This window comes from Paenibacillus sonchi (assembly GCF_016772475.1).
Taxonomy (GTDB): domain Bacteria; phylum Bacillota; class Bacilli; order Paenibacillales; family Paenibacillaceae; genus Paenibacillus_AQ; species Paenibacillus_AQ sonchi.
In genome coordinates, this window is sequence record NZ_CP068595.1 from 5,279,444 (window position 1) to 5,305,786 (window position 26,343).

General features: G+C 49.6%; 28 protein-coding genes and 3 pseudogenes. 26 read left to right on the top strand and 5 right to left on the bottom strand.

Features of this window, described 5'->3' with window-relative positions; translation table 11 throughout:
* The first annotated feature begins 72 nt into the window (after window positions 1-72).
* The 3 genes and pseudogenes from JI735_RS23565 to JI735_RS23575 all read left to right on the top strand — a co-directional run bounded on the left by JI735_RS23565 (window position 73) and on the right by JI735_RS23575 (window position 3,862).
* Window positions 73-468 carry a DnaJ family domain-containing protein gene (locus tag JI735_RS23565; RefSeq protein WP_202676486.1) on the top strand — a complete coding sequence of 132 codons (396 nt, stop codon included), beginning with the start codon at window positions 73-75 and terminating at the stop codon, window positions 466-468.
* Between the two features lie 131 nt (window positions 469-599).
* Window positions 600-3,094 (top strand): annotated as a pseudogene (hrpB, locus tag JI735_RS23570) (ATP-dependent helicase HrpB).
* Window positions 3,095-3,205: 111 nt separating this feature from the next.
* Window positions 3,206-3,862, top strand: coding sequence for a general stress protein (locus JI735_RS23575; protein ID WP_202676487.1), 657 nt, complete (start codon window positions 3,206-3,208; stop codon window positions 3,860-3,862).
* A gap of 229 nt (window positions 3,863-4,091) precedes the next feature.
* Here the strand turns inward: JI735_RS23575 and JI735_RS37965 are convergent, their stop codons facing one another.
* Together JI735_RS37965 and JI735_RS23580 are read right to left on the bottom strand one after the other, a co-directional pair.
* On the bottom strand, window positions 4,092-4,160 hold the full coding sequence (locus JI735_RS37965) for a hypothetical protein (RefSeq protein ID WP_411830136.1): 69 nt from the start codon (window positions 4,158-4,160) through the stop codon (window positions 4,092-4,094).
* On the bottom strand, window positions 4,160-5,152 hold the full coding sequence (locus JI735_RS23580; RefSeq protein ID WP_051052163.1) for a carotenoid biosynthesis protein: 993 nt from the start codon (window positions 5,150-5,152) through the stop codon (window positions 4,160-4,162). The genes JI735_RS37965 and JI735_RS23580 overlap by 1 nt, the downstream gene beginning before the upstream one ends.
* Window positions 5,153-5,309: 157 nt before the next feature.
* Here JI735_RS23580 and JI735_RS23585 point away from each other — a divergent pair, with 157 nt between their 5' ends.
* The 4 genes from JI735_RS23585 to JI735_RS23600 all read left to right on the top strand — a co-directional run bounded on the left by JI735_RS23585 (window position 5,310) and on the right by JI735_RS23600 (window position 9,010).
* Complete coding sequence (locus JI735_RS23585) at window positions 5,310-5,879, top strand: TetR/AcrR family transcriptional regulator (protein WP_202676488.1); 570 nt, start codon at window positions 5,310-5,312, stop codon at window positions 5,877-5,879.
* 492 nt (window positions 5,880-6,371) lie between these two features.
* Window positions 6,372-6,746: a GNAT family N-acetyltransferase gene (locus JI735_RS23590; protein ID WP_039838136.1), complete on the top strand. Its 375-nt coding sequence runs from the start codon at window positions 6,372-6,374 to the stop codon at window positions 6,744-6,746.
* A 152-nt stretch (window positions 6,747-6,898) separates the two neighbouring features.
* Complete coding sequence (locus tag JI735_RS23595) at window positions 6,899-7,579, top strand: hypothetical protein (RefSeq protein WP_039838137.1); 681 nt, start codon at window positions 6,899-6,901, stop codon at window positions 7,577-7,579.
* A gap of 1,071 nt (window positions 7,580-8,650) precedes the next feature.
* Complete coding sequence (locus JI735_RS23600) at window positions 8,651-9,010, top strand: replication termination protein (protein WP_020432045.1); 360 nt, start codon at window positions 8,651-8,653, stop codon at window positions 9,008-9,010.
* Between the two features lie 2 nt (window positions 9,011-9,012).
* Here the strand turns inward: JI735_RS23600 and JI735_RS23605 are convergent, their stop codons facing one another.
* Window positions 9,013-9,576, bottom strand: a complete 564-nt coding sequence (locus JI735_RS23605) for a TraR/DksA C4-type zinc finger protein (RefSeq protein ID WP_039838138.1) — start codon at window positions 9,574-9,576, stop codon at window positions 9,013-9,015.
* A 186-nt stretch (window positions 9,577-9,762) separates the two neighbouring features.
* On the opposite strand from JI735_RS23605, the gene JI735_RS23610 reads away from it, so the two are divergent.
* The 12 genes and pseudogenes from JI735_RS23610 to JI735_RS23660 all read left to right on the top strand — a co-directional run bounded on the left by JI735_RS23610 (window position 9,763) and on the right by JI735_RS23660 (window position 20,011).
* On the top strand, window positions 9,763-10,158 hold the full coding sequence (locus tag JI735_RS23610) for a DivIVA domain-containing protein (RefSeq protein ID WP_020432051.1): 396 nt from the start codon (window positions 9,763-9,765) through the stop codon (window positions 10,156-10,158).
* A gap of 97 nt (window positions 10,159-10,255) precedes the next feature.
* Window positions 10,256-12,637, top strand: coding sequence for a CHASE3 domain-containing protein (locus JI735_RS23615; protein WP_233476026.1), 2,382 nt, complete (start codon window positions 10,256-10,258; stop codon window positions 12,635-12,637).
* Window positions 12,592-12,990 carry a response regulator gene (locus JI735_RS23620; protein ID WP_157771465.1) on the top strand — a complete coding sequence of 133 codons (399 nt, stop codon included), beginning with the start codon at window positions 12,592-12,594 and terminating at the stop codon, window positions 12,988-12,990. Before JI735_RS23615 ends, JI735_RS23620 begins: the two co-directional genes overlap by 46 nt.
* Window positions 12,991-13,185: 195 nt before the next feature.
* Window positions 13,186-14,064, top strand: coding sequence for a PRD domain-containing protein (locus JI735_RS23625; RefSeq protein ID WP_039838144.1), 879 nt, complete (start codon window positions 13,186-13,188; stop codon window positions 14,062-14,064).
* 12 nt (window positions 14,065-14,076) lie between these two features.
* A complete protein-coding gene (locus JI735_RS23630; RefSeq protein WP_051052164.1) occupies window positions 14,077-14,589 on the top strand; it encodes a PTS sugar transporter subunit IIA in 513 nt (170 codons plus the stop codon).
* Between the two features lie 54 nt (window positions 14,590-14,643).
* Window positions 14,644-16,095, top strand: a complete 1,452-nt coding sequence (locus JI735_RS23635; RefSeq protein ID WP_039838145.1) for a PTS transporter subunit EIIC — start codon at window positions 14,644-14,646, stop codon at window positions 16,093-16,095.
* 341 nt (window positions 16,096-16,436) lie between these two features.
* A pseudogene (locus tag JI735_RS36210) lies at window positions 16,437-16,607 on the top strand (sigma factor); the annotation flags it as partial.
* A gap of 158 nt (window positions 16,608-16,765) precedes the next feature.
* Window positions 16,766-16,864: pseudogene (locus JI735_RS36215) on the top strand (sigma factor-like helix-turn-helix DNA-binding protein); the annotation flags it as partial.
* 156 nt (window positions 16,865-17,020) lie between these two features.
* Window positions 17,021-17,755 (top strand): hypothetical protein, encoded by a 735-nt coding sequence (locus tag JI735_RS23645; protein ID WP_202676490.1) that lies wholly within the window; start codon window positions 17,021-17,023, stop codon window positions 17,753-17,755.
* 44 nt (window positions 17,756-17,799) lie between these two features.
* Window positions 17,800-18,141: a hypothetical protein gene (locus JI735_RS23650; protein WP_202676491.1), complete on the top strand. Its 342-nt coding sequence runs from the start codon at window positions 17,800-17,802 to the stop codon at window positions 18,139-18,141.
* Window positions 18,138-19,130 (top strand): ABC transporter ATP-binding protein, encoded by a 993-nt coding sequence (locus JI735_RS23655; protein WP_039838152.1) that lies wholly within the window; start codon window positions 18,138-18,140, stop codon window positions 19,128-19,130. The genes JI735_RS23650 and JI735_RS23655 overlap by 4 nt, the downstream gene beginning before the upstream one ends.
* A complete protein-coding gene (locus JI735_RS23660) occupies window positions 19,127-20,011 on the top strand; it encodes an ABC transporter permease (protein ID WP_039838153.1) in 885 nt (294 codons plus the stop codon). The genes JI735_RS23655 and JI735_RS23660 overlap by 4 nt, the downstream gene beginning before the upstream one ends.
* A gap of 97 nt (window positions 20,012-20,108) precedes the next feature.
* On the opposite strand, the gene JI735_RS23665 is transcribed toward JI735_RS23660, so the two are convergent.
* Window positions 20,109-20,435 carry a catDE operon transcriptional regulator CatR gene (locus JI735_RS23665; protein ID WP_020432081.1) on the bottom strand — a complete coding sequence of 109 codons (327 nt, stop codon included), beginning with the start codon at window positions 20,433-20,435 and terminating at the stop codon, window positions 20,109-20,111.
* Window positions 20,436-20,612: 177 nt separating this feature from the next.
* Between JI735_RS23665 and JI735_RS23670 the strand changes: the two genes are divergently transcribed.
* From JI735_RS23670 to JI735_RS23695, 7 genes are all read left to right on the top strand, one after another.
* The gene (locus JI735_RS23670; RefSeq protein ID WP_039838154.1) at window positions 20,613-21,395 is read left to right on the top strand and encodes a GTP cyclohydrolase II; all 783 of its coding nucleotides are present in this window, start codon (window positions 20,613-20,615) and stop codon (window positions 21,393-21,395) included.
* Between the two features lie 56 nt (window positions 21,396-21,451).
* Entirely contained in the window at window positions 21,452-22,507 is a 1,056-nt protein-coding gene (locus JI735_RS23675) for an ABC transporter ATP-binding protein (protein WP_039838155.1), read from the top strand.
* Window positions 22,508-22,586: 79 nt separating this feature from the next.
* Window positions 22,587-23,381 (top strand): ABC transporter permease, encoded by a 795-nt coding sequence (locus tag JI735_RS23680; RefSeq protein ID WP_039838157.1) that lies wholly within the window; start codon window positions 22,587-22,589, stop codon window positions 23,379-23,381.
* A gap of 48 nt (window positions 23,382-23,429) precedes the next feature.
* Window positions 23,430-24,173 (top strand): ABC transporter permease, encoded by a 744-nt coding sequence (locus JI735_RS23685; protein ID WP_202677683.1) that lies wholly within the window; start codon window positions 23,430-23,432, stop codon window positions 24,171-24,173.
* Window positions 24,174-24,249: 76 nt separating this feature from the next.
* Window positions 24,250-24,438: an acetate and sugar kinases/Hsc70/actin family protein gene (locus JI735_RS36220; RefSeq protein ID WP_051052168.1), complete on the top strand. Its 189-nt coding sequence runs from the start codon at window positions 24,250-24,252 to the stop codon at window positions 24,436-24,438.
* Between the two features lie 12 nt (window positions 24,439-24,450).
* A complete protein-coding gene (locus JI735_RS23690; RefSeq protein WP_233476027.1) occupies window positions 24,451-25,245 on the top strand; it encodes an ROK family protein in 795 nt (264 codons plus the stop codon).
* Window positions 25,246-25,308: 63 nt separating this feature from the next.
* A complete protein-coding gene (locus JI735_RS23695) occupies window positions 25,309-25,845 on the top strand; it encodes a hypothetical protein (RefSeq protein ID WP_202676492.1) in 537 nt (178 codons plus the stop codon).
* Here JI735_RS23695 and JI735_RS23700 read toward each other — a convergent pair.
* Window positions 25,762-26,187 (bottom strand): DUF4395 domain-containing protein, encoded by a 426-nt coding sequence (locus JI735_RS23700; protein WP_202676493.1) that lies wholly within the window; start codon window positions 26,185-26,187, stop codon window positions 25,762-25,764. The two genes, JI735_RS23695 and JI735_RS23700, sit on opposite strands and share 84 nt — an antisense overlap.
* Window positions 26,188-26,343: the final 156 nt, after the last annotated feature.

Below are 26,343 nucleotides of genomic sequence, written 5' to 3' on the forward strand. Positions count from 1 at the left end.
GGCAAAACTGCAATATGCCGGGTTGACTTGCCGGATTGAGAGAGCCTTCCGGCAGAGGAGGGAAGTGCTGTTATGTCGATTTTATCCTGGCTTGCGGAACAGAGGATTCAGGAGGCTATGCGCAGCGGCGAATTTGATAAGCTGCCGGGACATGGCAAACCGCTGGAGCTGGAGGATCTGTCCGGAGTGCCGGATGAGCTGAGGATGTCCTTCAAAATAATGAAGAACGCCGGCCTGCTGCCTGAAGAAATTACGCTGCGCAAGGAATGCGTAACGCTGGAAAAAATGCTCGCGGCTTGTCACAGCAGCGGCACTGCCGCAGACGGCGGCAGGAGAGAGCTGGAATCCAGGCTCACTCTGAAAAGGCTCCGCCTTCAGGAGCTGATGCGCCAGCGCGGATTCGAGAACAGCAGCGCATTCTCCGGCTATGAAGACAAGATTCAGGCGCAGCTCACCCGTGAAGAATAAGATAGGAAGAGAGCCGCCGGCCCCGGAAGGGCAGGGCGGCTCTCTATTTGTATGCAAAAAGCTTGATATTTTAAAAAGTTTCACCCATCATATGAGAGATACCGCATTATAACAAGTTATGGAGAGATTAGATGAAGCAGCTTCCTATTACACAGGTGCTCCCTGAGCTGAAAACTATATTGAAGACCTCTACCGCCGCCGTTCTGACCGCTGAGCCGGGGGCCGGGAAAACGACGGGGACGCCTCCCGCATTTTTGGATGAGCCCTGGATGGCCGGTAAAACCATATTAATGCTGGAGCCGAGAAGGCTGGCCGCCCGCTCGGCCGCCAGCTACATGGCGTCCTCCATGGGCGAAAGTGCCGGACAAACGGTAGGCTACCGTATGCGCAATGACACCAAAGTCGGCCCGGATACAAGAATTGTTGTGGTCACAGAAGGCGTGTTGACCCGGATGCTGCAAAGTGATCCGTCGCTTGGCGAGGTGGGACTTGTGATTTTTGACGAGTTCCATGAACGCAGCCTTCATGCGGATCTCGGGCTGGCGTTAACCCTGGAAGCGCAGGCTGTGCTGCGGGAGGATCTGCGGATTCTTATTATGTCAGCGACCCTCGACAGCGGGCGGGTCTCGGCTATGCTCGGTGGAGCCCCGGTAGTGAATTGCCCGGGCCGGACTTTTCTGGTGGAAACGATCTATCTGCCAGGCTCAGGAGACAGGCAGCTGGAGCAAGCTGCTGCCGCAGCGGTCCGCCGCGCGCTTGCCGAGCAGCCGGGGGATGTGCTCGTTTTTCTGCCCGGTGAGCGTGAAATCCGGCGGACCGGGCGTGAATTGGAGAGCGGTGCGCTCCCTCCGGGCACAGTCCTTCGTCCGCTCTATGGGCAGCTGCCCCAGGTCCAGCAGGATGCGGCGGTGGCTGCCTCTGTACCAGGCGAACGCAAGGTCGTGCTGGCTACTTCCATTGCCGAGACCAGCTTGACGATTGAAGGGGTGCGGACTGTAATTGATACGGGGCTGCGGCGGACCCAGGTATTTTCGCCGCGCACAGGCATGCCCCGGCTGACCACAGTTCCGGTGTCCAAGGCATCGGCCGACCAGCGGCGGGGCCGCGCGGGACGCACTGCGCCGGGAGTATGCTACCGGCTGTGGAGCCGGGAGGAGCATGCCCGTCTGCCGGATGACAGCGTCCCGGAAATCATGGAGACTGACCTGGCGCAGCTCGCCCTGGAGCTGGCGCTGTGGGGCGCGCCTGCCCCGGAGGCGCTGCTCTGGCTGGACGCGCCGCCCGCTGCGCCTTACGCGCAGGGCACGGCGCTGCTGCGCCAGCTCGGCGCGCTGGACGCCGGCGGCGCCATTACGCCGCACGGCCGCAGCATGGCCGCGCTGGGCGCGCACCCGCGCGTTGCGCATATGCTGCTGCGCGCGGCAGAGCTTGGAGCGGCGCCGCTCGCCTGCCGGATGGCGGCGCTGCTCCAGGAGCGGGACCTCTTGCGGGGTCCCGCCGCCCTGGACAGCGACCTCACGCTGCGCGTGGAGGCGCTGCTGAGGTTCGAGCGCTCCGCTGCTGACAGCGGCGGAGCAGACCCGGCAGCTCTGCGCGCGGTGCAGCGCGAGAGCCGGAGCTTCCTGGCGCAGCTTACAGCCGCGCCGGGTGTGCTGCCGGACAACATCGGCCTCACCGGGCTGCTGTTGTCCTTTGCCTACCCCGACCGGATCGGGCAGAAACGCGGCGATGGCGCGTTTCTGCTCTCCGGCGGCCGGGGGCGGCCATGAGGGAAGGGCAGCCGCTGACGCGTTCGCCCTATATCGTGGCGGCCGGCATTGATGACCGCGCCGGCCAGAGCCGGATCATGCTTGCCGCAGAGCTGCCCGAGGCAGATCTGCTGAAGCATCACAAGGACAGCCTGCAGGAGGAACGCGAAGTCTACTGGGACAAAGAGAGCGGGAGTGTGCAGGCACGCCGGCGGACCCTGCTGGGTGCATTGATCCTGAAGGAAACTTCTCACGAACGGCCCACTGCGGAAGAGACAGAAGAGGTGCTGCTTCGTGTAATTGCCGAGGAAGGGCTGAAGCTGCTGCCTTGGGACAAAGCGACGGTTCAGTTCCGGCAGCGGATGGAGTTCCTGCACGGCCTGCGGCCGGATTTTCCGGATGTGTCGGAAGAGGCCCTGCTGTCTTCCCTCCAGGAATGGCTTCTTCCGTTTATCCAGGGGATGCGCAATCTGCGCGACCTCCAGCGGGTCCCGGTGTCCAGAGCGCTGGAAGGATTGCTGGACTGGAACAGCCGGCAGCTTCTGGACAGGGAAGCGCCGGCGCATATTACGGTCCCCAGCGGTTCCCGGATTCCTGTCGATTACAGCAGCCCGCCAGTCCCGGTGCTCGCAGTCAGGCTCCAGGAGATGTTCGGCCAAGCGGATACACCCCGGATTGGGGGAGGCAAGGTTGCTGTTCTGCTGCATCTGCTCTCACCGGCCAGAAGACCGGTGCAGGTGACGGCGGACCTGGCCAGCTTTTGGCGCAGTACGTATTTCGAAGTCAAAAAGGATCTGAAAGGCCGCTATCCCAAACATTATTGGCCGGATGATCCGCTGCAGGCGGCCCCGACGAACCGGACCCGCCCTGCGAAATAAGGCTTGTGGCTGTGAACCGCTGCGATTCTGCTGAAAATGCTTGCCGCCTGTTTGGCAGGCCTCTGATCGGGTAATAATGTAGCGAACGACAATTACGAAGGAGGGCTTCAAGTGACTGATAAAATCGTAGGCGTTTTCGACACAGAACAAGAAGCGACCAGAGCAATTGAGGGACTGCAGCGGCAAGGTGTAAGCAATGATGAAATCTCAGTAATTACTCGTGACCGGGACGAACTGAAAAATATATCGGATGATACAGGAACCATGGCTCCGGAAGGAGTAGCAACCGGTGCAGCAACCGGAGGTGTCGTCGGCGGGATCGCCGGGCTGCTTGCCGGGATCGGTGCATTGGCGATTCCGGGAATAGGCCCTATTCTGGCGGCCGGTCCTATTGTCGCTACCCTGAGCGGGGCAGCAATCGGAGCCGGTGCAGGGGGACTCGTTGGCGGACTGATTGGTCTGGGTATCCCTGAGGATGAAGCGAAAGAATATGAAGGCTATGTGGACAGCGGCAAAATCCTCGTCCTGGTGGACGACAACGGACGTGGGCGTGATATCCACAATGTATTCCAGGGCAACCGCTCTCTGAATGCCAGCAGATACGACAGCTTGTATAGCGACAACACATCAAATGATCCTATCGCTGACCGGGGCGCAACCAATCCCGGTGTAGTCAGAGATGACACTACGGTTGGTAATGCGCTGGGCAACAGAGGTTCCATGAACGCAGGTACCGACCCGGATCGTTACAACGGCAACCGGATGTAAGGAATACGCGGCTTCAATGAAGCCGCGAGGCTAACCGGATCCCGTAAAGTTCAAAAAAGGCTGCATTTCAGGCAAGAACCTGAGATGCAGTCTTTTTTTGAAATATAAGAATTTCTATCCTACACGCTATAAATTATCCTTCTACTTGGTGTATAAGAAATGATGCAATTCCGAAAAATATGGATTTTTTGGAAGCATCAGATGTCCAAAGTCGGAATAGACCGTTACCTTAGGGAGGGCGGTCTATTTTTTTCATGTAAGCAAGAAGCGCCAAAATAAAAATGCCGGACTGGAATATTAATGAAAGTGCGCCTTTGCCTCCATGCTTGGGCTTTTCGCGATTGGACTTGCTTTTTTACCCATAATATAAATTCCAATCCAGGCTGACATTAATAAGATCTGAGCTAGAACGACCAGCCACAATACTTCCGTGTAACCTCCTATAATGCAAAATATAGTATTAACCAGGGGGAACCCCAAGAAAGTAAACATGATAGGAAAATCTTTTTTGGGAGTGAATGAATGAATAACCTTCCGGTCCCAGAACTTTAGAAAAGCTAATGCTAAAACTCCGGTTGTAATTACAGAAAGTGCAATCAACATCACCCATTGCATATTAGATGTTCTGGCGAAGAACGGCCCCATATAATTAAAGAAGTTGGATAAAGGTGAGAACATACAAGCTAACGACAGAATTGCCGCCAGAAACGGATAGATATAACCAATTAATTTACTGTAGCCTTTCTTTTTATGCCACCATTCACCAATTAGAACAAAGACTGTCCAATATCCCGCTATATAAATCCATCCTGTAAAATTCATCACGGGTTCCCCATATATTTGAGGTTCACCGGCTAGAGGATAATAAGTCCATCTTGCAATGAGTCCTTCCGTAGTCTGAAATATCTGTTTAACGGCCACTGGGTCCAATGAATAGTCAAAAACCATAGCGCTCAATCCCGTAATAAAGGGTTTAGTCCAGAACGGTATATTTACAGACTTTAGAACACGCAAAGTTGAATAAATGATCAGAAACTCAATAATAGGAACAGTAATAGGTATATTAAATAACATTAAAATACTCCGCCCATATGCGTAGAAACCTTCGCCAAGAGATGACGCAGTAATTTCAAAAACGGCTGCATAAAAAAACACAAAACCTATAAATTGCAGCAGAACCGTTTTAGGATGCTCTTCCTTATCAAGTATATAGAAAACCATTAGAACAGCAGCAATTAAGACTATAATATCTTGAATTATCCATACAGGCACTACGGTTGTATCACCCATATTTTACCTCCATTTAAGTTTAAATTGAATTGAACGTTCAAATAAATTATAATTTCACCGTGTTACTAAAACAACAGGCTGTTCGTTTGACTTATGTTCGTTATCATACAAACCACATTAGATTTGTTCATTTATTATTTTAAATTGGGAGGATTCGATGTCAGACAAAAAAACAGATCACAGAGTGAGATATACAAAAATGGTTATAAAAGAAAGCTTATTGAAGCTTTTGACAGAACGGTCTATCAATAAAGTTACAGTGACCGACATTTGCAGAGAAGCAGGGATTAATCGCAACACCTTTTATACACACTATGCTAATCAGTTTGAGCTTCTTTCAATGATTGAAAATGATCTTTATGAAGAAATTAAGCAAGTTGTGATTAGTTCCTCAAACCCTCAGAATCTATCTTATGAATTATGTAAGTATATAAAAGCGAATAAAACGATATGTGAGGTTTTGTTCTCGGAGCATGGCGATAAAGAATTATTAGAACGAATCCTTTATATCAGCCATGATATAACTATTGAGAAATGGAGGCAGCAAGTTAAATATTTTGATCAACCATTATTTGAGTCCTGGTATACGTTTACCGCACATGGCAGTATAGCTATTATTAAAAAGTGGGTGAATAGTGGCCTGAAGGAAAGCCCCAGTAAAGTTGCAGCTTTTATTGATAAAGCCACGGAATCCGTATCTAAAGCATTTTATTCTGAAGAATTGTAGGATTTCCCCGCTCCTCACCAAAAAGCCCGGTCGGCTTCTGTGAGGCCACTGAAAAAGTCTTTTAGGAGGATTTTTAACTAACGTTTTTACTAATGTCGAGAGACAGGAACATGGTCCCAAAGATAGTCGCTAATTTAGCGGCTTTTTTGTTTTATCGGTACAAGTTCTTGTCCCGAGTCGAGGACAAGAACTTGTACCGACTGCCGTCATGGACAAGAACATGAGTCGATTACCGATTAGATAGGTATCTAACTATGTTTCCAAGCAATCTCATTAAGCTCTAACGGAAAACGTTAGCTCAATATCAAGAAGAAACGCTAACGGGAAACTTCAGTTCAAACACGATAGGGCAACTAGTCAGTAAACGCGATCGGCTGCCTTTATTAAACTAACGGGCAGGATAGCTTAATTATAAATGTTCTTTACATCTAAATCCTGGGGCTTAATGGTAAACTAAAGCTATTATACATCTTGCTTGAAGGAGTGTTTCGAATGGAATTGCAAATATATAACGAGACGAATAAAACCGACAAGTCTTATGTTGTAAACAAAATGATCGAATTTAATATGTATTTAAAAGATGTTGATGGAAATATTTACGGCGGATTGGTTGGTGAAATATGCTGGAATTGGTTAGAGGTACAATATCTTTTTGTAGATGATGCCTACCGAAAATTTGGATACGGAAAGAACCTACTGTCGGAAGCCGAAAAAATTGCTAAAGAGAAAAAATGTGATTTCATAAAATTAGATACCTTGAGCTTTCAAGCGTTAGATTTCTACTTAAAACAAGGATTTGAAGTGTTTGGAACGATACATAACGCTGGCAGACACACTCATTATTATTTGAAAAAAGAAATCAAATAAAATTATTTGAAAAAAGAAATCAAATAAAAAAGTTAATTTATTGCGCTAAAGGGCAGATTAACGTAAATCAATCACCCAATGACGGACGTACAGGAATGAATTATATTCGAAATAAGAATGTCAGAGTTTCAGAAAGATGGGGGGAATCGATCATGAGTGAAAAAGTTGTTACAGCCATATTAAATAATATAGTTTGGTGCGGAATAGTATGCGAGACGCATGGTATTACTGCAACTTCAAGTAAACATATTTGGAGGACAACATCGAAAGCGCCGACGTTTTACCCGGACATGATTACATCAAACAGGTGTGTAACTATTGATGAGGTAATTGACATCATTGGTAATAAAGATATATCTTCCATCAAAGATAGTTTTGCTAATCTCGATATGTCACCTTTTGACTTTGGAAGGTTATTTACAGCCGAATGGATCTATCATGCACCGGTAGCTGACTTGGAGCCCGTTCAACCGGGATGGTGTCATGTCACTACAGAAAAAGATCTAGCAGATTGGACATCCGTCCATGGGTCCGAAAATGTGATTAGACCCGAACTTTTAGAGCGCCCTGATGTAAACATTTATTTAAATAAGAAAAAGGGTGAAGTGGCGGGATTTATAGCTAGCTTAGGTGCAAATGCTGTGGGGATATCCAACGTATTTTCAAGTGTTAACAGCGATAATGTGTGGTCTGACATTCATAAAATAGTCGCATTTGAATTCCCGGGGTTACCCATGGTGGGATACGAACGAGGTGATGGTCTTACAGCAGCACTTCAATCGGGATGGACAACTGTAGGTTCGCTTAATGTATGGGTGAGATCGAGTGATTGATTGCGCTAACGGGGAACGTTAGTTCAACGACAACAGCGGCAGTCTAAGACTTTATTTATCAGGTCTTGGTCCGCCGCTGTTTCTTTTAATTGATCAGTCTACAACTTACTTTTCAAAAACTGACGATTTTCAATTCAAAAACCGCGTTAAATCAGCGACTCTAGTCTAATACTTTATTTTCACCGAACATTCAGATGATTTAGGCGGGGCAGGAGGCTTGGGCTCCATCCGCGGAATGAAGCGGACAGAGAAGCCCTTATTTTGCGGAAAAGTCTGCATTCCTGATTGTTTCGGACTCAGAAGTCGTTATATCGACCGGTGGAGCCTAGAATAAGGGGAGATCGGACAAATAGCGAAATCTCAGTCCGCTTGACCTGCAGAATGGACAAATCTCTCCCATTAACGGATTTCCAGTCTGGCTCAGCTGAGGATTGATCGTGTAGGGAGCTCAACGCGTCCGCAAAGGGAACCAGGCAAAATCGCACCTGAGCTGCAAAAGATTGAAGTGGAAATAGTTCACTTAAATATGCTCAAAAGACGTTTTATAGAGGCATTAGTGGGAATTAGTAGACTTAAATTAAGTGAAATACGCTGTGGAGGGACAAATGGTCTGAATTAGGTTTCCTTTTTCCAACTAATGCATACAGGAGGGCGGGGAGGACAGATTTAAGTTTACTTTTTCCACTTGGGCTTCTGCCATATACTCCAATCTGGTCCAAGGAGCTTTGAACAGGCCGGAGTATGACAGGTTCCTTCAGTGTCCCTGAACAAATGAGCGGGAATAGCAAGGCCCGGACTCCCAACGGACAGGCGCTCAATTTGGATAATTTATACCCAAATTTCAATATATGAAAAATTCACAATAAAACCCCCAAACAAACCTGCTCCCCAGCACCAACGATTACATTCACTCTATTACGGGTACTTATACCCTAATTAAAGGTTTCAAGGGAGGGTTCTATCTTAAAAATGCTTATTGTGAAAGCTGGAAAATAGAGTATATACTAGAGTTGTGCAGGAAAGATAAGGAAACTTAGCCGGAGTATGAAACATACCATCAGGAGGTGTCCCATGGCGTTTATGATTGCCCAGCGGGCTTTTATTAAGGTATACCTGATTACAATGGTTGAGCAGCATAAAGGTTATGGCTATCAAATGCTGGAGGATTTGCGGAGAGATTTCAAAGCCCACGGCTATTCTCCTCCCCAGAGCGAAATTTACAGGGCGCTGCATGAGCTGGTTCAGCAGGGGATTCTATACCGCACCAAGCAGCTCAAAGGAAATGATCCTAAAGTGGATTTTCAGGAAATCGTCCTGTATCATTTCACAGCCGACGGGGAGGAAAAAGCCAGACTATATAAAAAACAGGTCAAAACGGATCTTGACCGCTGTCTTGGAATCCTTAACAAAGCCGTAGCGGATAATTTCTAGCATCAAATCTCTTCTTTGTCTGCATCCTGGCCCGGGGGAGTCACCGGTGAGCTTGCGCTTCCGTAATCCTCCACAGCATCCCAGGCGCCGGCATCATCGAATCTGCCGCTGTGCTCCTGGCGGTTACGCCCTGCTCCTGCCGGGGGAGCCGTCATTACTTCTTCTTCCACAGGCCGGTCGCTGAAGGATTCGCGGGGCGGCGCATGCTCTACAGCGTAAGGAGTATAGGGAACTGCCTCCAGTCGCTCATATGGAATCTCCTGGCTGCTTACCACACATATACCGTAGGTACCGTCTTTCATCCGCTGCAGGGCGGCTTCAATGTCAGACAGCTCCTCGGAGAGTGACCGGTTGATCGCCAGATCCCGGCTGCGCTCGAAGGTTTCCGTGCCTGTGTCGGCAGGATGGTTGTCTGCGGAGGAAAGTTCACCGGTTGAATTCCGGAGCGAGTCACCGAGCAGGCTGTTTTCTTCTCCGTTCTGAGAGAAATGCTGCTCCAGCTCCTTTTTGCGCTCCAGCAGGGCTTTTTTCAGGCTGGTAAGCTGTTCATTGGATAGATGGTTCATTGTATACTCATCCTTTCTGGGATATATTTATGCTTCTGCCGTATTCTTTCCTTACCCTATTGTCGTCAGGAGCAATCAGAAGGAGGGGAGCACAGGAAGTGCAACTTTAGTGATATTTTCAGGTGGCTTGCACCCTGTTATAATGGTTACTACCGGATGAACGATATATACTTGGAGGTCAATTCAATGGATGAACACATGAAACGCAGACTGGACAAGCAGAGAAAGCTGTTCAGCCAGCTAGGCATTACACTGGATGCACTAACCATACACGAGAAGGAATTCAGCATGAAGCTCCGCGGCTACGATGCCGAAGAGGTCGATACATTTCTGGATAGCGTAATTAAGGATTATGAGCGTTTTTACGCGACCATAGCTGATTTGATGGATAAATGGCAGGAACAGCAGATAGAGCTCCGTGAATTGAAGGAGAAAAGCAAACAGGCGGAGGCCATTCCTGCACCAGCGCCTATTATCAGGGGAATTGATCCCATGGATCTGGAGGATGTGATCTTGAAGCTGGAAGCCAATGTACGGCAGCTAAAAGACAGACTGCCCCGGAGCAGTGAGAGCTACCTGTAATCATCCTTGTTAACGAACAATCCACTTGTTATCTGTATTGCCAGCATTTACAATTAAAAGGCAGCAGATACCGGAATGCCGGATGGAGGTTGAACCATTGCTTAACAAGCAAGCCTGGAGCCTGAGAATCCGCAGTAAAATTGCGCTTGGATATGTCATGATCCTGCTTATGCTGGGTCTGTTTCTGCTTGTAGTGGCGGGCAGAATAACGGATCTGGAGAAAGAAACGGTTTTTCTCAGCGATCATGACATGAAGGTGCATGAGCTTACCTATCAGATTGAAAAAGATGTGCTGGATATGGAGACTGGCCAGCGCGGATATGCGCTTACCGGTGAATCCAGCTATTTGACCCCGTATGACACCGGGATTACAGAATGGAAGATTCATTATACCGGATTAAGCGGCCTGATCAACGATAATCCCGACCAGTTGAAGATTCTAAGCAATATCCAGAGCAGTATTGAACATTGGATCGAATCAGCGGGGCAATATATTGTGGATCTGAAACGGAATGGCCAGAGTCAGGCAGTCAATGCTTTTTTCCATAATGACAGCGGCAAGGTTATTATTGATTCCATCCGCTCACAGTTCGACTATTTCCGTGACAACGAACGGAAGCTTACCAGTGAGCGGATAGCCAATCTGAAAGCAAGCAATGACAAGCTTCTGATGACCATGTATATCCTCTGGGGACTGGTTGCACTGCTGGCTGCGCTTATTACATATTTGATCTCAGCAAGCATTGTTAAGCCGCTTCGGACTGTAATTCAGGCGATCCACGCCATCGCCGGCGGAGGCAATATGTCCGAACGGATCTCCGTGAAGTCCCTTGATGAAATCAATGATCTGGGGAATGCCACGAATGACCTGCTGGATACGGTGCAGCGGCAGCAGTGGTGCAGTGAACAGCTGGCGTTAATGTCTATTGCTCTTCAGGAGACTACGGATTTGCCGCTGCTGTGCCGTACATTTATGAACAGGCTGTCTGTGATCCTGGAGCTGCAGTATGGTGCCGTATATGTACTGAACGGGAATAAAGAGTATAAACGAATGTACTCCTATGCAGGCTCTGAGCAACAAGAGATTGATTTTGGAAAGAGTACGATTCGCCCGGGAGAAGGGCTCGTTGGCCAATGTGCGGCCGATATGAGGATGATTCGAATTGACAACTTACCCGAGGATTACATAAGCATCAACTCAGGACTTGGAAGATCTGCACCCAAGTTTGCCGTGATTGCTCCAATCCTGTTTGAGAACAGAACACTGGCCGTTCTGGAAGCGGCTTCACTTACCCAATGGGCTCCGTATCATCTTGAGCTCTTTAATGAACTGCTGAAAATGATGGGAGTCACCTTGAATTCTGTATTGACACGAATGGAAATCCAGCAGCTGTATAGCGAATCCCAGACGATGAATGAAGAATTGCAGGTGCAATCCGAAGAACTTCAGGTGCAGTCAGAGGAGCTGCAGGTCCAGACTGAAGAACTGCAGAATCATACACAGGAATTGCTCACGCTCAACCGGGAGCTGGAGCACCAGAAGTCCGTGGCAGAGAATGCAGCGGCTCAGTTGGAGAAATATAATGAGCAGCTGGAATTAAGCTCACGTTACAAATCCGAATTTTTGGCCAATATGTCTCATGAGCTGCGTACACCGCTTAACAGTATGCTTATTCTTTCACAGCTGCTTACCGAGAACCGGAATGACAGCCTGACGGAAGAAGAACAAGGATATGCCGAAGTCATTCATTCGTCGGGCAGTGAATTGCTGGGGATGATCAATGATATTCTGGACCTGTCCAAAGTGGAAGCCGGGAAAATGACCGTAGAGCGGGACCCTGTCAATCTTACCGAGCTTCCCTATATGCTGTATGGTTATTTCAACAAGATGGCGGAGCAGAAAAATATTGATTTCAAGGTGACCCTTGAGAACAACGTCCCGGATATATTTTTTACAGACGAGATGCGGTTGCACCAAATTCTGCGGAACCTGCTGTCCAATGCTTTTAAATTTACGGAACAAGGTTTCGTCGAGGTCGTCATCAGCCGTCTTGAACCGCCGTCCGCACCACAGCTTTCTGAGCCTGGTTCCGTACTCGCCTTTGCCGTGAAGGATAGCGGAATCGGAATCGGGGAAATGAACCGTGAAGTGATCTTCGAGGCTTTCCGCCAGGCTGACGGCTCAACGGCGCGTAAATTCGGCGGCACGGGGCTGGGGTTGTCCATTTCGCTCCAACTGGCCCGGCTGCTTGGGGGCACCATTTCTTTGGATAGTAAAGAGGGGAAGGCAGCACGTTTACGCTGTTTATTCCCTGCCGTGAAGAAGAAGAAGGATTCGATTCCGTCTTTCCCGGGGTATGGACGCTACAGGCTGCTGCTGCCGCTGAGCGGGAGAATAAGCAGCCGGATGGTGCCGCGGGAGCGGATACTGTCTTGTTTGATAAGGAGTATTCGAATCTGCATGGTAAAACGGTGCTGATCGTGGATGACGATGTGCGCAACATCTATGCACTTGAAAAAGGGCTGGAGCCTTATGATATGAATATTCTGACTGCCCAATCAGGCTTCGAATGCCTGCAGATGGTCCGAGAGCAGCCTGATGTCGATATCGTTCTGCTGGATATTATGATGCCGAATTTGGACGGGTATGACACGCTGTCGATTATTCGTGAGGAGCTGATGCTGCCGGAGCTTCCCATTATCGCCATCTCAGCCAAAACGATGAAGGAAGACCGGGAGAAATGTCTGGCTGCGGGCGCTTCGGATTTTATCAGCAAGCCTGTAATCATTCAGGATGTAGTGACCCGGATGTGCCGTCTGATGGGGGGATAAGCCAAACTTGACATTTTCAAAAACCCATTGACGGAAATATAGGTATGATTTATGATATTCTTATAAATGATCATTTATATGCAATCGGCGTGTTACCTTTAAGGGCATGAGCCAAGAATTGACTTCATTCATGTGAGTCTTTCTTGGCTCTTTTTTATGCGAAAAATTGGATATTGGGCGGAAAGGAGGGAGAACTTGGCGAGGGAAAACGAGCAGTTCGAGGTACTGCGGGTAATCGGAAACAACGTGGTGATGGTTCAAGGGGGAAGAAAAGGCAAGGAATATGTAATCATCGGCAAGGGTATCGGATTTGCGGTCAAAGATACGGGATTCATCGATGCAAATGACCAGCGGATTGAGAAATTGTTCCGGTTGGAGGACCGGGATGAATGGAGTCAATATCAGATTTTGCTCGAAGATATTGATCCCAAGGTAATGAAGATTACAGATGATATTATTGCGGATATTGCTCATGAATTTTCCGGCAAGTTGAACGACAAAATCTATTTGGCGCTCCCCAGCCATATTCAGTTCACCATCTACCGTCTGCGGGGCGGTATGGATATTGTCAACCCGTTCCTTCAGGAGACTAAAATGTCATTTCCGAAGGAATTTGAGATCGCTTACAGGGCAGCGGAGAAAATCAGTGCAGAGTTCAATGTTCAGATTCCTGAAGATGAAGTGGGCTTTCTGACCTATCACGTGTATTCTGCTGTCAGCAATGTGCCGGTAGGCCAGCTGGTCAAAGCCTCGAATATTGTCAGCGAACTGCTCGACATGATCCGCGAGGAACGAAAGGTAACCTTTGCTTACGGGAGTATGAACCATATCCGGCTGATGATCCATCTGAGATTTTCCATTGAGCGGATTCTGCAGGGTTCACTCATTGACAATCCGTTCGTGAAACATATTCAGAAAGAATACAAAGAGGAATACAAGCTGGCCCAAAAACTGGGCAAGGTCATGCAGAATTCGCTAGGCACAGAGGTCCCGGAAGAAGAAATCTGCTTCCTCGCTATGCATTTGCGCCGTTTGTTTCAGACTCTGGATCAGCAGCATAAACAGAAACAGTAAGGAGAGAAAATGATGTTTTCCAAATGGAAGTCCAAAAAAGAAGCACAGCCGTCAAAGATAACGGTCCTGGAGATTTTGGCACCGGTCAGCGGGCAGGCCGTTTCCTTAACCGGAGTACCGGATGAAACGTTCTCAGGCGGGCATATGGGGCAGGGAATCGCCATAGAACCTAGTGAGGGGAAATTAATCGCCCCTTTTGACGGAAAGATCGCCCATGTGGTCAAATCCAGTCATGCCGTAATTATTGAGCATTCTTCCGGACTGCAGCTGCTGCTGCATATCGGAATGGATACCGTAAGCCTGAAAGGCAGCGGTTTTATCAGCCATATCGCCAGCGGGGATGAAGTGAAAGCGGGACAGACGCTGATAGAGTTCGATATCGCATCGATACAGGCAGCCGGTTATCAGACGATTACGCCGGTCATTGTGACACGCAACGGTGAAGCTGACCCCGAAGTGGTTTGCCGCTATGGTTCGGTAACCGCCGGCAAAGACATTATTCTAACTGTGGCATCCAGGCAATAAATCATACAGCATCATCAACGGCATAGCCAAATACGAGAATAGGGGATGAACGGAATGTTGGCTTTTCTGCAAAAATTGGGCAAGTCACTGATGCTTCCGGTAGCTACACTGCCGGCGGCGGCAATTCTGCAAGGGTTCGCGCTAATTAATTATGAAAAGGATTTCCACTTGGGGGCAATAGGCCGGTTCATTAACAGCTACATTGCACCTTTCCTGAATGCAGGTGCCGGAGCAATCTTTGGCAATCTGGCATTGATTTTTGCCATCGGGGTTGCGATCGGATTTGCCGGCGATGCGGTTGCGGCGCTGTCCGCTCTGATTGCCTACCAGATTCTCGACAGTATCCTCAAGGTCATTCCTGCACAAATGCCTTTCATCGGCGATGATGTCAAGCTGAACATGGGTGTTCTTGGAGGGATCTTTGTGGGAGCGTGGGCTGCCTTCCTCTATAAGAAATACCATAATATAAAAATGCCGGATTGGCTGGGCTTTTTCGCCGGCAAACGGTTTGTTCCGATCATTACAGCGGTAACTACGATAGTATTGTCTGTTCTCGTTGGAATGATCTGGAGTCCGATTCAAGATGTGATTAGTGATTTTGGTACTTGGGTGGTTGGACTTGGCGGTGTCGGCGCATTTATTTTCGGGACAGCGAACCGTCTGCTCATTCCTTTTGGCCTCCATCATGTTATCAACGCCATTGCCTGGTTCCAAATCGGTGATTTCACCAACGCTGCCGGAGAAGTGGTGCATGGGGACTTGTGGCGCTTCTTCGCTGGAGATAAATCGGCCGGAATGTTCATGACAGGCTTCTTCCCGATTATGATGTTTGCATTGCCGGGAGCAGCGCTTGCATTTATTCATACGGCTAAACCGGAAAAACGCAAAATGGTCGCATCTATCTTCATTGGTTCCGCGATTGCGTCCTTCTTAACCGGGATTACAGAACCGCTCGAATTCTCCTTCATGTTCATTGCACCTGTACTATATCTGGTTCATGCTCTGCTTACCGGCTTCGCCGGGTTCCTGATGTATGTGCTCGATGTAAAGCTGGGCTTCGGATTCTCTGCTGGACTCATCGATTATCTGCTGAATATGAAGCTGTCTACAAATGCATGGGTTCTGATCCCGGTGGGTCTTGGATTCTTTGTTCTCTACTATGTGCTGTTCCGGTTTATCATCACCAAGTTCAACCTGAAAACACCTGGACGTGAGGATGACACGGAGGACGAAGCGCTGGAAGCCGATGTGAGCGGTGCAAAAATTCCGGCATCCTCCAGAGCGGTTAAAATTCTGGAGAATGTGGGCGGCCCGTCAAATATCCGCAATATCGATGCTTGCATTACTCGTCTGCGGCTGATTGTGAATGACGAGAAAGCGGTCAAGGACGCTGCGCTGAAGCAGTTGGGAGCTTCGGGCGTCATGAGATTGGGCCAGGGTGCGGTACAGATCGTATTCGGGCCGCAATCAGAACAGATCAAGGAAGATATCAAAAAGCTTCTATAAAATAGAAAAATGCATGTTTAAGCCACACGGGCGGATAATTCTATATCCTCCCGTGTTTTTTTATCAGGAGACTATTGCATTATCTATAATACTGGCGAAGCAAATTCAGGAGAGATATATCAAGATCAGATAGATCTAATCATTGATGTTTTACCTGTGGTAAGCAATACTATGTGAGCTATTTGTCCCCAAAAGCGGTTCCTTTCTTATACAGGAGCTGCCTTTTTTGTGTTGAATACGTGAAACCTAGAAATGTTATGATAATTATGCTGTATTCTGATACAAAATCGCTTTGGCATCCGTCTTACTTATAGCTGCAGCTAATAAGGAGGATTTACACAATGGAAATTCCGGAATCTGATAAGTTTCGAACTGTATTTTATGAACACTATCCGGTGGTGCGGCGCAAGCTCGCGGCTCTGGTCCGCGACGAAGCGGCAGCAGACGATTTAGCCCAGGATGTGTTTCTCAGACTATACCGCAATCCGCCGGATGACCCGAACGCGCTGGGCGCTTGGCTTCATAGGGTGCTGACCCGGATCGGATATGATTATTTAACCCAAAAAGCGAGGGAGCGGCGTCTCCAGAATAAGCAGGAGCTGCTGGTCAGCGCAGAGGCAGGCCCCCTTCCGGCGAAGAGGCCGTGCTCAGCAAGCTGGACCAGGAGGATGTGCGGACTTGGCTGGACGGCCTGCCCGAGAGAGACAGGCAAGCGCTGCTGCTGCGCTACTCGGGCTACAGCTACACTGAAATTGCCGGCCAAATCGGGGTGAACCCGCCGGTTGTCGGAACACTGCTGAACCGGGCTACCCTTAAGCTGAAGCAGCAGGCGGTAAATTCATACCCTCAGACCGATTAATCGCGTACCGAAATGAATCAATGAAGTGAATATTGGTGCTAACAAAACTTTTAGGAGGACCCTCAAATGACCAATCCTTTGAAATATGATCCCGATAAACAACTTACGGATGAAGCCTGGGCGAACCTGCAAGCCAAGCTTGCCGCTGAGCCGGTGAATCCGGTATGGGCAGCATGGGGGCAGGATGCCAAGAATGTGAACAGAGCAGAAGGCAATGCGGCAGCCATACCGGACACACATCATATAGGAGATGCGGAACAGCCTTCAGCGGGTCCTGTGGCAGTCCGCGCTGCACAGGAAAAAACCAAAGGCCGGACGACCCGCCGGAAGGGAATGACGCGCCGCCGGAAATGGGCAACTGCTGCGGCAGGTGCAGCTATATTTGCGGCTATACTCGCCACACCTGTAGGCAATACAGCCATGGCGGCCATACTGAGTCAATTCCGTGTACAGGAAGTTACAGTCGTTAATGAAGAGGATCTGCGGAGTTTGTTCTATCAGGCCAGCGGGGAAGACAATGTCAATGATGCTGTCAACAAATTTGGTTCATTCAGCTATTCATACGGTACGTTAAATGGAATGGTGCCAGTGAATGCATTGCAGGATAAATTGGGCTACGCTGCGCCGACCGGTGAAGCTTTTAACCACATCAAATCGGTGTTAGTAAACCCCTCACAGCAAATTACACTGACGCTCAAGGTGGATGAGGTGAATAAGGCGCTGAAGCGTCTGGGGCGACCCGGCTGCTGCCAGAATCCGTTGACGGCAAGCCAGTCACGCTGTCAATTCCCGAGTCCGTAAGCTATGATTTTACTACGGATGATCATTGGGCGAATCTGATGCAGATGAATACACCTGTGGTGAATGTAGATCCTTCTATTAACGTGGAAGAAGCTGTGCAGGCTATCATTGACTTCCCCCTTCTCCCGGATGAACTGAAATCCAGTCTCCAGCAGAGCAGTATTCTGGCCGGCGACCTGCCCATGCCTGTGATCAAAGGTAATCATTCCGAGCAGATTACAGTAAATGGGACACACGTAATCATGGAAACTATAGAGTATAGCAATGGGCCAGTCTATGAAGCCACCTGGGTGAATAAAGGGCAGCTGTTCGATTTTTCCGGCGGATCGCTGTATCAGGATAAAGAGAAATTCATGAAACAGCTTCAGGAGTTGATCACGCAATGAATGTACCCGCAATCGAAGCACAATTACTGACCAAAGAATATAAAAGCGGGCGCGGCTGCCGTGATGTATCTATTACTGTTGAGAAAGGGGAAGCCTTTGGCTTCCTCGGTCCCAACGGCGCCGGTAAAAGCACCTTTGTCAAAATGCTGGCGGGTTTGATCCGTCCTACCAGCGGGAGCGCGGCTCTGTTCGGGCATCCGGTCGGAACACTTGCAGCAAAGGCAAAGATTGGTTATCTGCCGGAGCTGTACCGGTATCAGGAATGGCTGACTGGAGAAGAGGTAGTCAGGCTCCATGCCCGCTTATGCGGTATCGATAAGTCTGTGGCAGACCGAAGGATACCGGAGCTGCTGAAGGAGGTAGGGATAGGACTGCGGGGACGTGACCGCGTGAAGCATTACTCCAAGGGGATGCAACAGCGGCTGGGTCTAGCCTGTGCACTTGTGAACGAACCGGAGCTCGTTTTTCTGGATGAACCTTCATCGGCACTTGACCCTATCGGACGTATGGAAGTGCGGACTATACTGGAAAGGCTGAAGCAGCGGGGCATCACCATCTTTCTCAACTCTCACCTGCTTGAGGATGTTGAGGTGCTGTGCGACCGGATGGCGCTGCTGAATAACGGCGAGATCCTGCGGCACGGCAAAGTTACAGATATCTTAAACAAGCGAACTAGCTGGCATTTTAAAGTGGGCGGCTATTCGCCTTTTTTGCTGTCCTGGCTTATAGAGCTTACGGGGCTCCAGATCATACAGGCGGTGGGGGACGGAGATCAGCAAGAGGGCGGCGGAGCTGTGCCTTCGTCTGTTGAAGGCAGCACGGTATGGCTGGAGGCGGAAGTCGAGAGTGAGGAGCAAGTAGGCTGGCTGAATACCCTAATCATCGAGCAAGGCATGACCTTGTATGAGGTTGCCCGTAAAAAAGAACGGCTGGAAGAATGGTTCCTGGATGCCGTGTCCGGGCTCAACCAGAGGGGGGAGCGGGAATGAGAATCATACTAGGAATGACCTGGAAGGAACTGCTGAGGAAAAAGGTAATGCTTATGACTTTAATTATGACTGCTGTATTCCTGCTCGCGTTCTGGTTTGTAGCGGACACTTTGGGAAGCAGCGGGTCTGAAAGGGTATCCAGCATCGCGAATGGGGGCGATTTGATCAATAGTTTTTCGACCGGAGCTTTCATTGTATCCATGGGGTTTTTCTTTGGGGCTTTTGTCATCGCCTTTCTGGTGATTTTCAGTTCTTTCTCATCCATTGCGGGGGAAGCGGAACAGGGGGTCATGCAAGCTTTGCTGCCCCGGCCGCTGCCGCGCTGGAAATGGTATCTCGGCCGCTGGCTCGGGTATGTCACCTTGGGGCTGCTGTATGCGCTGCTTCTATTTACTGCGATTCTGCTGATCGCGGATGCCCATGCGTCCATTCCGCGGGACGGAGGCGCGCTTATAAAAGCATATCTGCTCTTTGCCTCTGTAGTCCCGCTGCTGATCAGCTTATCCATGCTGGGTTCCGGCTTGTTCTCGGCAGTGGGTAATGGTGTCTTCATGACCATGCTTTACGGAGCGGGCTGGCTCGGGGGAATGATCGACAAGCTGAGCGGCTCGCTAGGTTTGAAAGAAGAAGCGCTGAAAACGCTGAATAATCTCACCGGGATCATGTCCCTGCTCATGCCGGCGGATGGCCTGCAGCGCAAAATGTCAGCGGAGCTGTTCAGTCTGGAGGAAATGCAGGGTATGGTTGATATGAATTTCAATTCTTTCCCACTCTTGGACATCAACTCTGTTCCTTCGAATTCATTTATAATCTATGCCGCACTGTATGCGGCCGTAGTGTTTGCAATGGGAATGCTGCGGTTTCAGCGCAAGGATTTATAAAGTGTGTCGCCATAATTAATATAGATACCACAAATAGCGCCCTGACGGATTCCGTGGATGGAACCAGGAGGGCGCTATTTTGCTTGCAGGCCGGATGTCATTTGCCTGCGCCGATCTCGATCCAATCGGTAGACCAGTTGCCAATCTCTCCAAGGATAGGAGCCAGGGCATTTCCTTTGCTGGTCAGCGAGTACTCAATCCGGACAGGCATTTCAGGATACACCGTGCGCTCGATGATGCCTTCGTTCTCCATTTCCTTCAAGCGGTCCGACAGCACTTTGCCGCTCAGATTGGAAAGGCAGCTTTCGATTTCACCAAAACGGCGGGGACCCTTCATCAGAACAAATACGATTAGCGCAACCCAACGTTTACTGAGCATATCAACCGCTTTTTCAAAGCGTGGGCACATTTCGAAATCATCCATAAAGATCACCTCGCATTCATTATATCATAAACTTACAATAAGTAATTATAAATATTTAAATATATATTATAACTTGACGAAGTTATATTACAATGATAAACTTACTTACAAATAGTTACTTTACGTGAAAAAAGTGAATACTTAAAATTTAAGAATACTGTTTAGGACGGTGCAAACATGATCAAACCAGATATCTTATCTATATTACAGAATAAAATCAAACGGATTACCATGGACGATTCCACCAATATACTCGTAGGCCCCATTACACTGCCGGTGAACCTGGACGGGGAGACGGTTACCTTCAAGTGGTACAGCTGGCTGAAAGCCACTGATAAGGAATTGCAGGGCGGGGACAGCAAAGAAGCAACGGAATTGCTGATTTCCCGGCTATCCTCGATGAATCTGGCCGAAGGGCAGCAATCGAGCGTCCTGGTCTATGGAGATTTTGCAGATTCGGATGAAGCGCTGATCCGGATGCACAGCATCTGCCATACCGGGGATATCTTCGGCAGCAAACGCTGCGATTGCGGCTTCCAGCTCCGCCAGTCCATGAAGATGATTGCACAGCACGGATCGGGTGCGCTGTTCTATCTGGCCAACCATGAAGGAAGAGGCATTGGCCTGTTCAGTAAGGCTATGGCATACATTCTTCAGGAAGAAGGGTATGATACTGTGGAAGCCAATCTGGAGCTGGGCTTTGCCGATGATTCCAGAGATTACAGAGATGCGATCAGCGTCCTGCAGCATCTGCGCAGCAAGCCGGTGACTCTGATTACGAATAATCCGAAGAAGATGGAAGCCCTGAAGGCAGCCGGAATGAATACCGGCAAGAGAATACCTCTGTGGGGCGACGTTTCGGTCTTCAATGAGAAGTACTTACGGACGAAGGTGACCCGTTCCGGCCATCTGGAGGCGGTACCGGACGCTGATTTTTTTGAGGGACGAGTAGCTAAATAATTCAGAAATGATATAATGGGGTACTGAACCTAATTCTTACCTTAGCGAGGTACAATATGAATGCGATACAAGTGCAGGACTTGCGCAAAACCTTCAAAGTCCAAAAAAACCGCGAGGGCCTCAAAGGGGCCTTCGCTGATTTGTTTAAACGGCAATATTCCGAGGTCACGGCTGTAAAGGATATTTCCTTCAGCATTCCCCAGGGTGAGATTTGCGGCTATATCGGGGAGAACGGTGCGGGTAAATCGACAACGATCAAGATGCTCACAGGCATTCTTGTTCCTACTTCGGGTACCCTCTCAGTCGGTGGTTATGTACCTTATGAGGAACGCGAGAAATTTGTGCGGAATATCGGCGTCGTGTTCGGGCAGCGCAGCCAGCTATGGTGGGATATCGGCGTTATTGAATCCTTTCAGCTGCTGCGCAAGGTGTACCGGGTGCCGGAGCAGGAATTCAAAAAACGGCTGGACGAGCTGGTAGAGCGGCTGGAGCTGCAGGATCTGCTGAACCGCCCGGTCCGCAAGCTCAGCCTTGGACAGCGGATGCGGTGTGAGCTGGTAGCCGCGCTTTTGCATAATCCGTCCATCCTGTTTCTGGATGAGCCTACCATTGGACTCGACATTGTGGTTAAATCGGAAATCCGCCAGTTCCTTAAGGATATGAACCGTGAGCACGGAACAACTATTTTGCTGACCACTCATGATCTTCAGGATATTGAAGCGCTCTGTTCACGGGTGATTATGCTTGACGATGGACGCATCATTTATGATGGCGGCCTGGAGGATCTGAAGCAGCGCTGGGGAACCGGCCGTGAGGTGGAGTTCCAATTCGGGACAGCCACGAAGCTGCAGCAGCTTATCCAGTGGACAGAAGGAATGCCCGTGACCTGGTCCTCAGAGAATGATCTGGGTGCCAAGGTCTGGATTCCGCTGGAGCTGAATGTTTCCGATGTGCTTGGACGGGTTGTGGGACAAGCAGACATTACCGATATCAAAATTATCGAAACCAATACGGATGATATTGTCCGCAGTATTTATCAATCAGGCTCAGCCGAGAAACCGGAAGATAAGATTCTTGCGCTGCAGGATGAGAAAGAGGTCATCCATGTCTGAACAGCTAAAGGCCGCGGCAGCCGCTTCCTCCGCCGGAGGTTCTCCCGCCGGCAGTCCGCCGGTGAACGGTTGGAGGCTGCTGCTCGGCGCTTATTTCGATTTTATCCGCATCCGGTTTTTAACTATGCTGGCTTACCGCGTCAATTATTATTCCGGCATTCTGATCTATACGCTGAATATCGGCGTGAATTATTTCACCTGGAGAGCCATTTACGGCGATGGTGAGTCTCTGGGCGGCTTTACAGGTGCACAGATGACGACCTATGTTGCGGTATCCTGGATGGCACGCGCCTTTTATTTCAACAACCTGGACCGGGAGATTTCTACAGATATCAGAGATGGAAGCATCGCCATCCAGTTCATCAGACCTTACAACTACGTACTGGTCAAAATGATGCAGGGACTTGGCGAAGGTCTGTTCCGCTTCATGATGCTGATGATCCCGGGCATGGTGATTGCCATTCTGCTGTTTCCGGTGCAGCTGCCGACAGAATTGTCTGCATGGGCAGGGTTTCTTGCCATGCTTTTCTTCAGCTTCCTGATCAGTTCACAGATAAATATCATTACGGGATTATCGGCGTTTTTCGTCGAGAATAATGAGGGCATGATGCGTATGAAGCGTGTCGTGGTTGACCTGTTCTCCGGCCTGATCGTGCCGATCAGCCTGTTCCCGGGCTGGCTGTCCTCCGTCCTCGAAGTTCTGCCTTTTCAGGCCATCACCTACCTGCCAGGCTCTGTATTTACGGGACGGGTGCAGGGAGTGGGCATTTGGAATGTGCTGGGTATCCAGGTCATCTGGTTCGTAGTGCTCCTGATTCCGATTGTCTGGCTATATCATGCGGCGCGTCAGCGGCTTTTCGTGCAGGGAGGGTGAGTGAAGTTGTATTACTTGGGATTATTGTTTGAGTATTTGAAGAATTATATGAAGACCCGTCTGACGTACCGCGCCGATTTTTGGGTGGAGGTGGTGTCGGATTTGCTGTTTCAAGCGACCAACTTCATTTTTATACTGGTCATCTTCATGCATACTGAGAGCCTTGGCGGGTGGAGCCAGAACGAAGTTGTGTTCGTATACGGCTTCTTCATGGTGCCTTTTGGCGTCTTCAGCTGCTTCGTGAACATGTGGGGCTTCAGCGAGCGGTATATCGTCAAAGGTGAAATGGACCGCATCCTGACCCGTCCGGCGCATAACCTGTTCCAGATTTTCCTCGAAAATGTGGACCCTCCGGCGCTGGTCGGCTCCGTGATCGGACTGATTATCATGGGGATCAGCGGGAGCAATCTGGGACTGCCCTTTGAATGGTGGACCATTCCGATGGTGATTATTTTGACGCTCAGCGCGGTTGCGATTTACACGGGAATTTATACGACTCTGACTTCATTGTCGTTTTATTCGGATGCACCAACCGGCATTCTGCCGCTGATGTATAACATTCAGACCTACGGACGTTATCCGGTCACGATCTATAACCGGGCGATACAGGTATTGCTTACCTGGATTATTCCGTTTGCTTTTGTCGGGATATATCCGGCGGCAATGTTTCTGCACCGGGAGGAGATGCAGGGCATGGCGCTGCTGACTCCGGTGGTTGGGGCCATATTCCTGGGGATTGGACTGCTGTCCTGGAATTACGGTGTCAAAAGATATAAGGGAGCCGGCTCATAAGGCAGGCTTCTCTTTTCAGATACGCGGAAGTTCCTCATAATGGTCGCAGAGATACCTGTCACTGAGGAGTGGGAATTTGAAAACGTATATTATCGGTGTGGATTTGGGCGGAACCAATATCAAGGCAGCACTGTTTGACCGGGGCTTCAACGCAATCGGAGAGTTGTCCGTGCCCACAGAAGCCTCCCTGGGACCGGCACATGTGCTGTCGCGTATCCGGCTTTCTGTACAACAGCTGACTGCAGACAAAGGGATCCCCCTTTAGAGCATAACCTGCATGGGTCTGGGAATTCCGGGCCTGCTTGATCCTGAGGAAGGAATGTCCCTGTTTTCACCCAACTTTCCGGGCTGGGAACATATACATATCGTGAATGAAATGAAGCCTTATTACGATTTTCCTGTTTTTATTGATAATGATGTCAGGGTGAATCTGTATGGCGAATGGCAGCATGGGGCGGCAAAAGGATACAAGAACGCAGTTTTGCTGACGCTGGGAACGGGACTGGGGTCGGGAATTGTGATTGACGGCAAGGTAGTTTATGGAACTGCTTTCAGCGCCGGAGAAATCGGCCATATGAACATGTTCAGACAGGGCCGTCCCTGCCGCTGCGGCAGCTCGGGCTGTCTTGGAAGATACGTCTCGGCTGTCGGGATGGTGAACACCTTCACACAAAAGCTCGCGAAAGGCAGGACAAGCATCATTCAAGCCTGGTCAAACGGTAACAATGGACAGATAACGGCTCAAATGATCTCGGAAGCCTATGATCTTGAAGACCCGCTGGCAGTAGAGGTTATGCATGAGACGGGAGTTTTGCTGGGTTATGGGCTGGCGAATGTGATCAATCTGCTGAATCCGGAGGCCGTCATCGTTGGCGGCGGGATGTCTGCGGCAGGAGAACGGCTGCTGCGCAGCGTCCGTGAGACGGTTGATGAACATGCGCTGAAGCTGTCCGCCAGCAAGTGCAGGATTCTTCAGGCGGAGCTGGGAAACCGCGCGGGTACGCTGGGTGCAGCGGCTTATGCGCTGGGGAGGCTGAAGGGTGAAAAAGTGCATTGTGAACCCTCTGAATGATGTAACTGCTGCCGTAGCATGCTATGCTAGAGCTTATATCACCATTAAGCAGGAGGCCAAAAGATGAAACGAGACATTCAGCACGTGCCTTACGGCTACGAGCCCCCGGCTGCCGAGCGCAAGGGAACCCTTGTATTTTATGATTCGTTTGAGCATATCACCGATGAGGAGCTGGAGCGGGCTGCCCGCACGGCGGCGGAACGCAAGTTCACCAAGCTGGTGCTGTATCCGCTGCATGAAGAGACGGTAAGACGGATGAGCAAGGAGCCGGTGTCGGGTTTTTACAAGCGGGAGGACCGTCTGCATGATTGGAAAAGAGCGCAGGGCCGCCCGTTCATTACCGTGGAGAGCCTTGAAGGGAAGCGGAAGAAGTATACACCGCTGGACTCCGCGCTCCGTCATATCAGCGAAGTATATCCTTCGCCGTATTTTCTCTATCTGACACCTGAAACAGCCAACCAGTTTGCTTCGTATGCTTCTTTTGAGGAGTGGATTGTCAAGCTGCGGTTGATTCTGTCAGAGGCGCCTGCCTCTGTGCACCCGCGTCTGGAGAAGTTCCGGCACCGCTGGGACATCGCCGGGGAAGAGAAGAGCGAGTAGGCAGCCGGACGATATTGCAGATATATTACTGTGCATTTCCCTGCTTGCCAGAAAGCTGAGCAGTCCAGCAGCGAGACAAAAAACAGCAATGCCCTGGTTGAACTGCTGCTGCTCCGGGTCTTCAAGCGCATAGGCGGAACGTTCCTTCCGGAGGAAGCGGGCCGCGAGCTTAATAACGGGATTATATTTCAATATCAGCCCGGACAAGCCAGCGGCAAGCGGCAGCGCCAGAATCCAGTACTGGGCAGTTACCCAGCTTAGCAATACTGATAGCACAATAAAGGCTTGGTTGGTTTTGACCAGCGGCCGTGGAATACCCTGCGATTCAGCATCTTTACGCATCAAAATCACACTTTTCAGATTGGAATAATAAAATTATAACTGAACCATCAGAGCGCAGCAATTGAAATTAGCAAAGTTCAAATTTGAAATAATAAATGATTGACAGTTCACTATGATATATGGTTTTATTATGTAGACCGATTGTTATAAAAGCAA

Coding starts and splice junctions, on each gene's coding strand:
- JI735_RS23565 (WP_202676486.1), top strand. CDS start 73: ATGTCGATTTTATCCTGGCTTGCGGAACAGAGGATTCAGGAGGCTATG.
- JI735_RS23580 (WP_051052163.1), bottom strand. CDS start 5,152: ATGGGTGATACAACCGTAGTGCCTGTATGGATAATTCAAGATATTATA.
- JI735_RS23585 (WP_202676488.1), top strand. CDS start 5,310: ATGTCAGACAAAAAAACAGATCACAGAGTGAGATATACAAAAATGGTT.
- JI735_RS23590 (WP_039838136.1), top strand. CDS start 6,372: ATGGAATTGCAAATATATAACGAGACGAATAAAACCGACAAGTCTTAT.
- JI735_RS23595 (WP_039838137.1), top strand. CDS start 6,899: ATGAGTGAAAAAGTTGTTACAGCCATATTAAATAATATAGTTTGGTGC.
- JI735_RS23600 (WP_020432045.1), top strand. CDS start 8,651: ATGGCGTTTATGATTGCCCAGCGGGCTTTTATTAAGGTATACCTGATT.
- JI735_RS23605 (WP_039838138.1), bottom strand. CDS start 9,576: ATGAACCATCTATCCAATGAACAGCTTACCAGCCTGAAAAAAGCCCTG.
- JI735_RS23610 (WP_020432051.1), top strand. CDS start 9,763: ATGGATGAACACATGAAACGCAGACTGGACAAGCAGAGAAAGCTGTTC.
- JI735_RS23630 (WP_051052164.1), top strand. CDS start 14,077: ATGTTTTCCAAATGGAAGTCCAAAAAAGAAGCACAGCCGTCAAAGATA.
- JI735_RS23635 (WP_039838145.1), top strand. CDS start 14,644: ATGTTGGCTTTTCTGCAAAAATTGGGCAAGTCACTGATGCTTCCGGTA.
- JI735_RS23645 (WP_202676490.1), top strand. CDS start 17,021: ATGACCAATCCTTTGAAATATGATCCCGATAAACAACTTACGGATGAA.
- JI735_RS23650 (WP_202676491.1), top strand. CDS start 17,800: ATGAATACACCTGTGGTGAATGTAGATCCTTCTATTAACGTGGAAGAA.
- JI735_RS23655 (WP_039838152.1), top strand. CDS start 18,138: ATGAATGTACCCGCAATCGAAGCACAATTACTGACCAAAGAATATAAA.
- JI735_RS23660 (WP_039838153.1), top strand. CDS start 19,127: ATGAGAATCATACTAGGAATGACCTGGAAGGAACTGCTGAGGAAAAAG.
- JI735_RS23665 (WP_020432081.1), bottom strand. CDS start 20,435: ATGGATGATTTCGAAATGTGCCCACGCTTTGAAAAAGCGGTTGATATG.
- JI735_RS23670 (WP_039838154.1), top strand. CDS start 20,613: ATGATCAAACCAGATATCTTATCTATATTACAGAATAAAATCAAACGG.
- JI735_RS23675 (WP_039838155.1), top strand. CDS start 21,452: ATGAATGCGATACAAGTGCAGGACTTGCGCAAAACCTTCAAAGTCCAA.
- JI735_RS23685 (WP_202677683.1), top strand. CDS start 23,430: ATGAAGACCCGTCTGACGTACCGCGCCGATTTTTGGGTGGAGGTGGTG.
- JI735_RS23690 (WP_233476027.1), top strand. CDS start 24,451: ATGGGTCTGGGAATTCCGGGCCTGCTTGATCCTGAGGAAGGAATGTCC.
- JI735_RS23695 (WP_202676492.1), top strand. CDS start 25,309: ATGAAACGAGACATTCAGCACGTGCCTTACGGCTACGAGCCCCCGGCT.
- JI735_RS23700 (WP_202676493.1), bottom strand. CDS start 26,187: ATGCGTAAAGATGCTGAATCGCAGGGTATTCCACGGCCGCTGGTCAAA.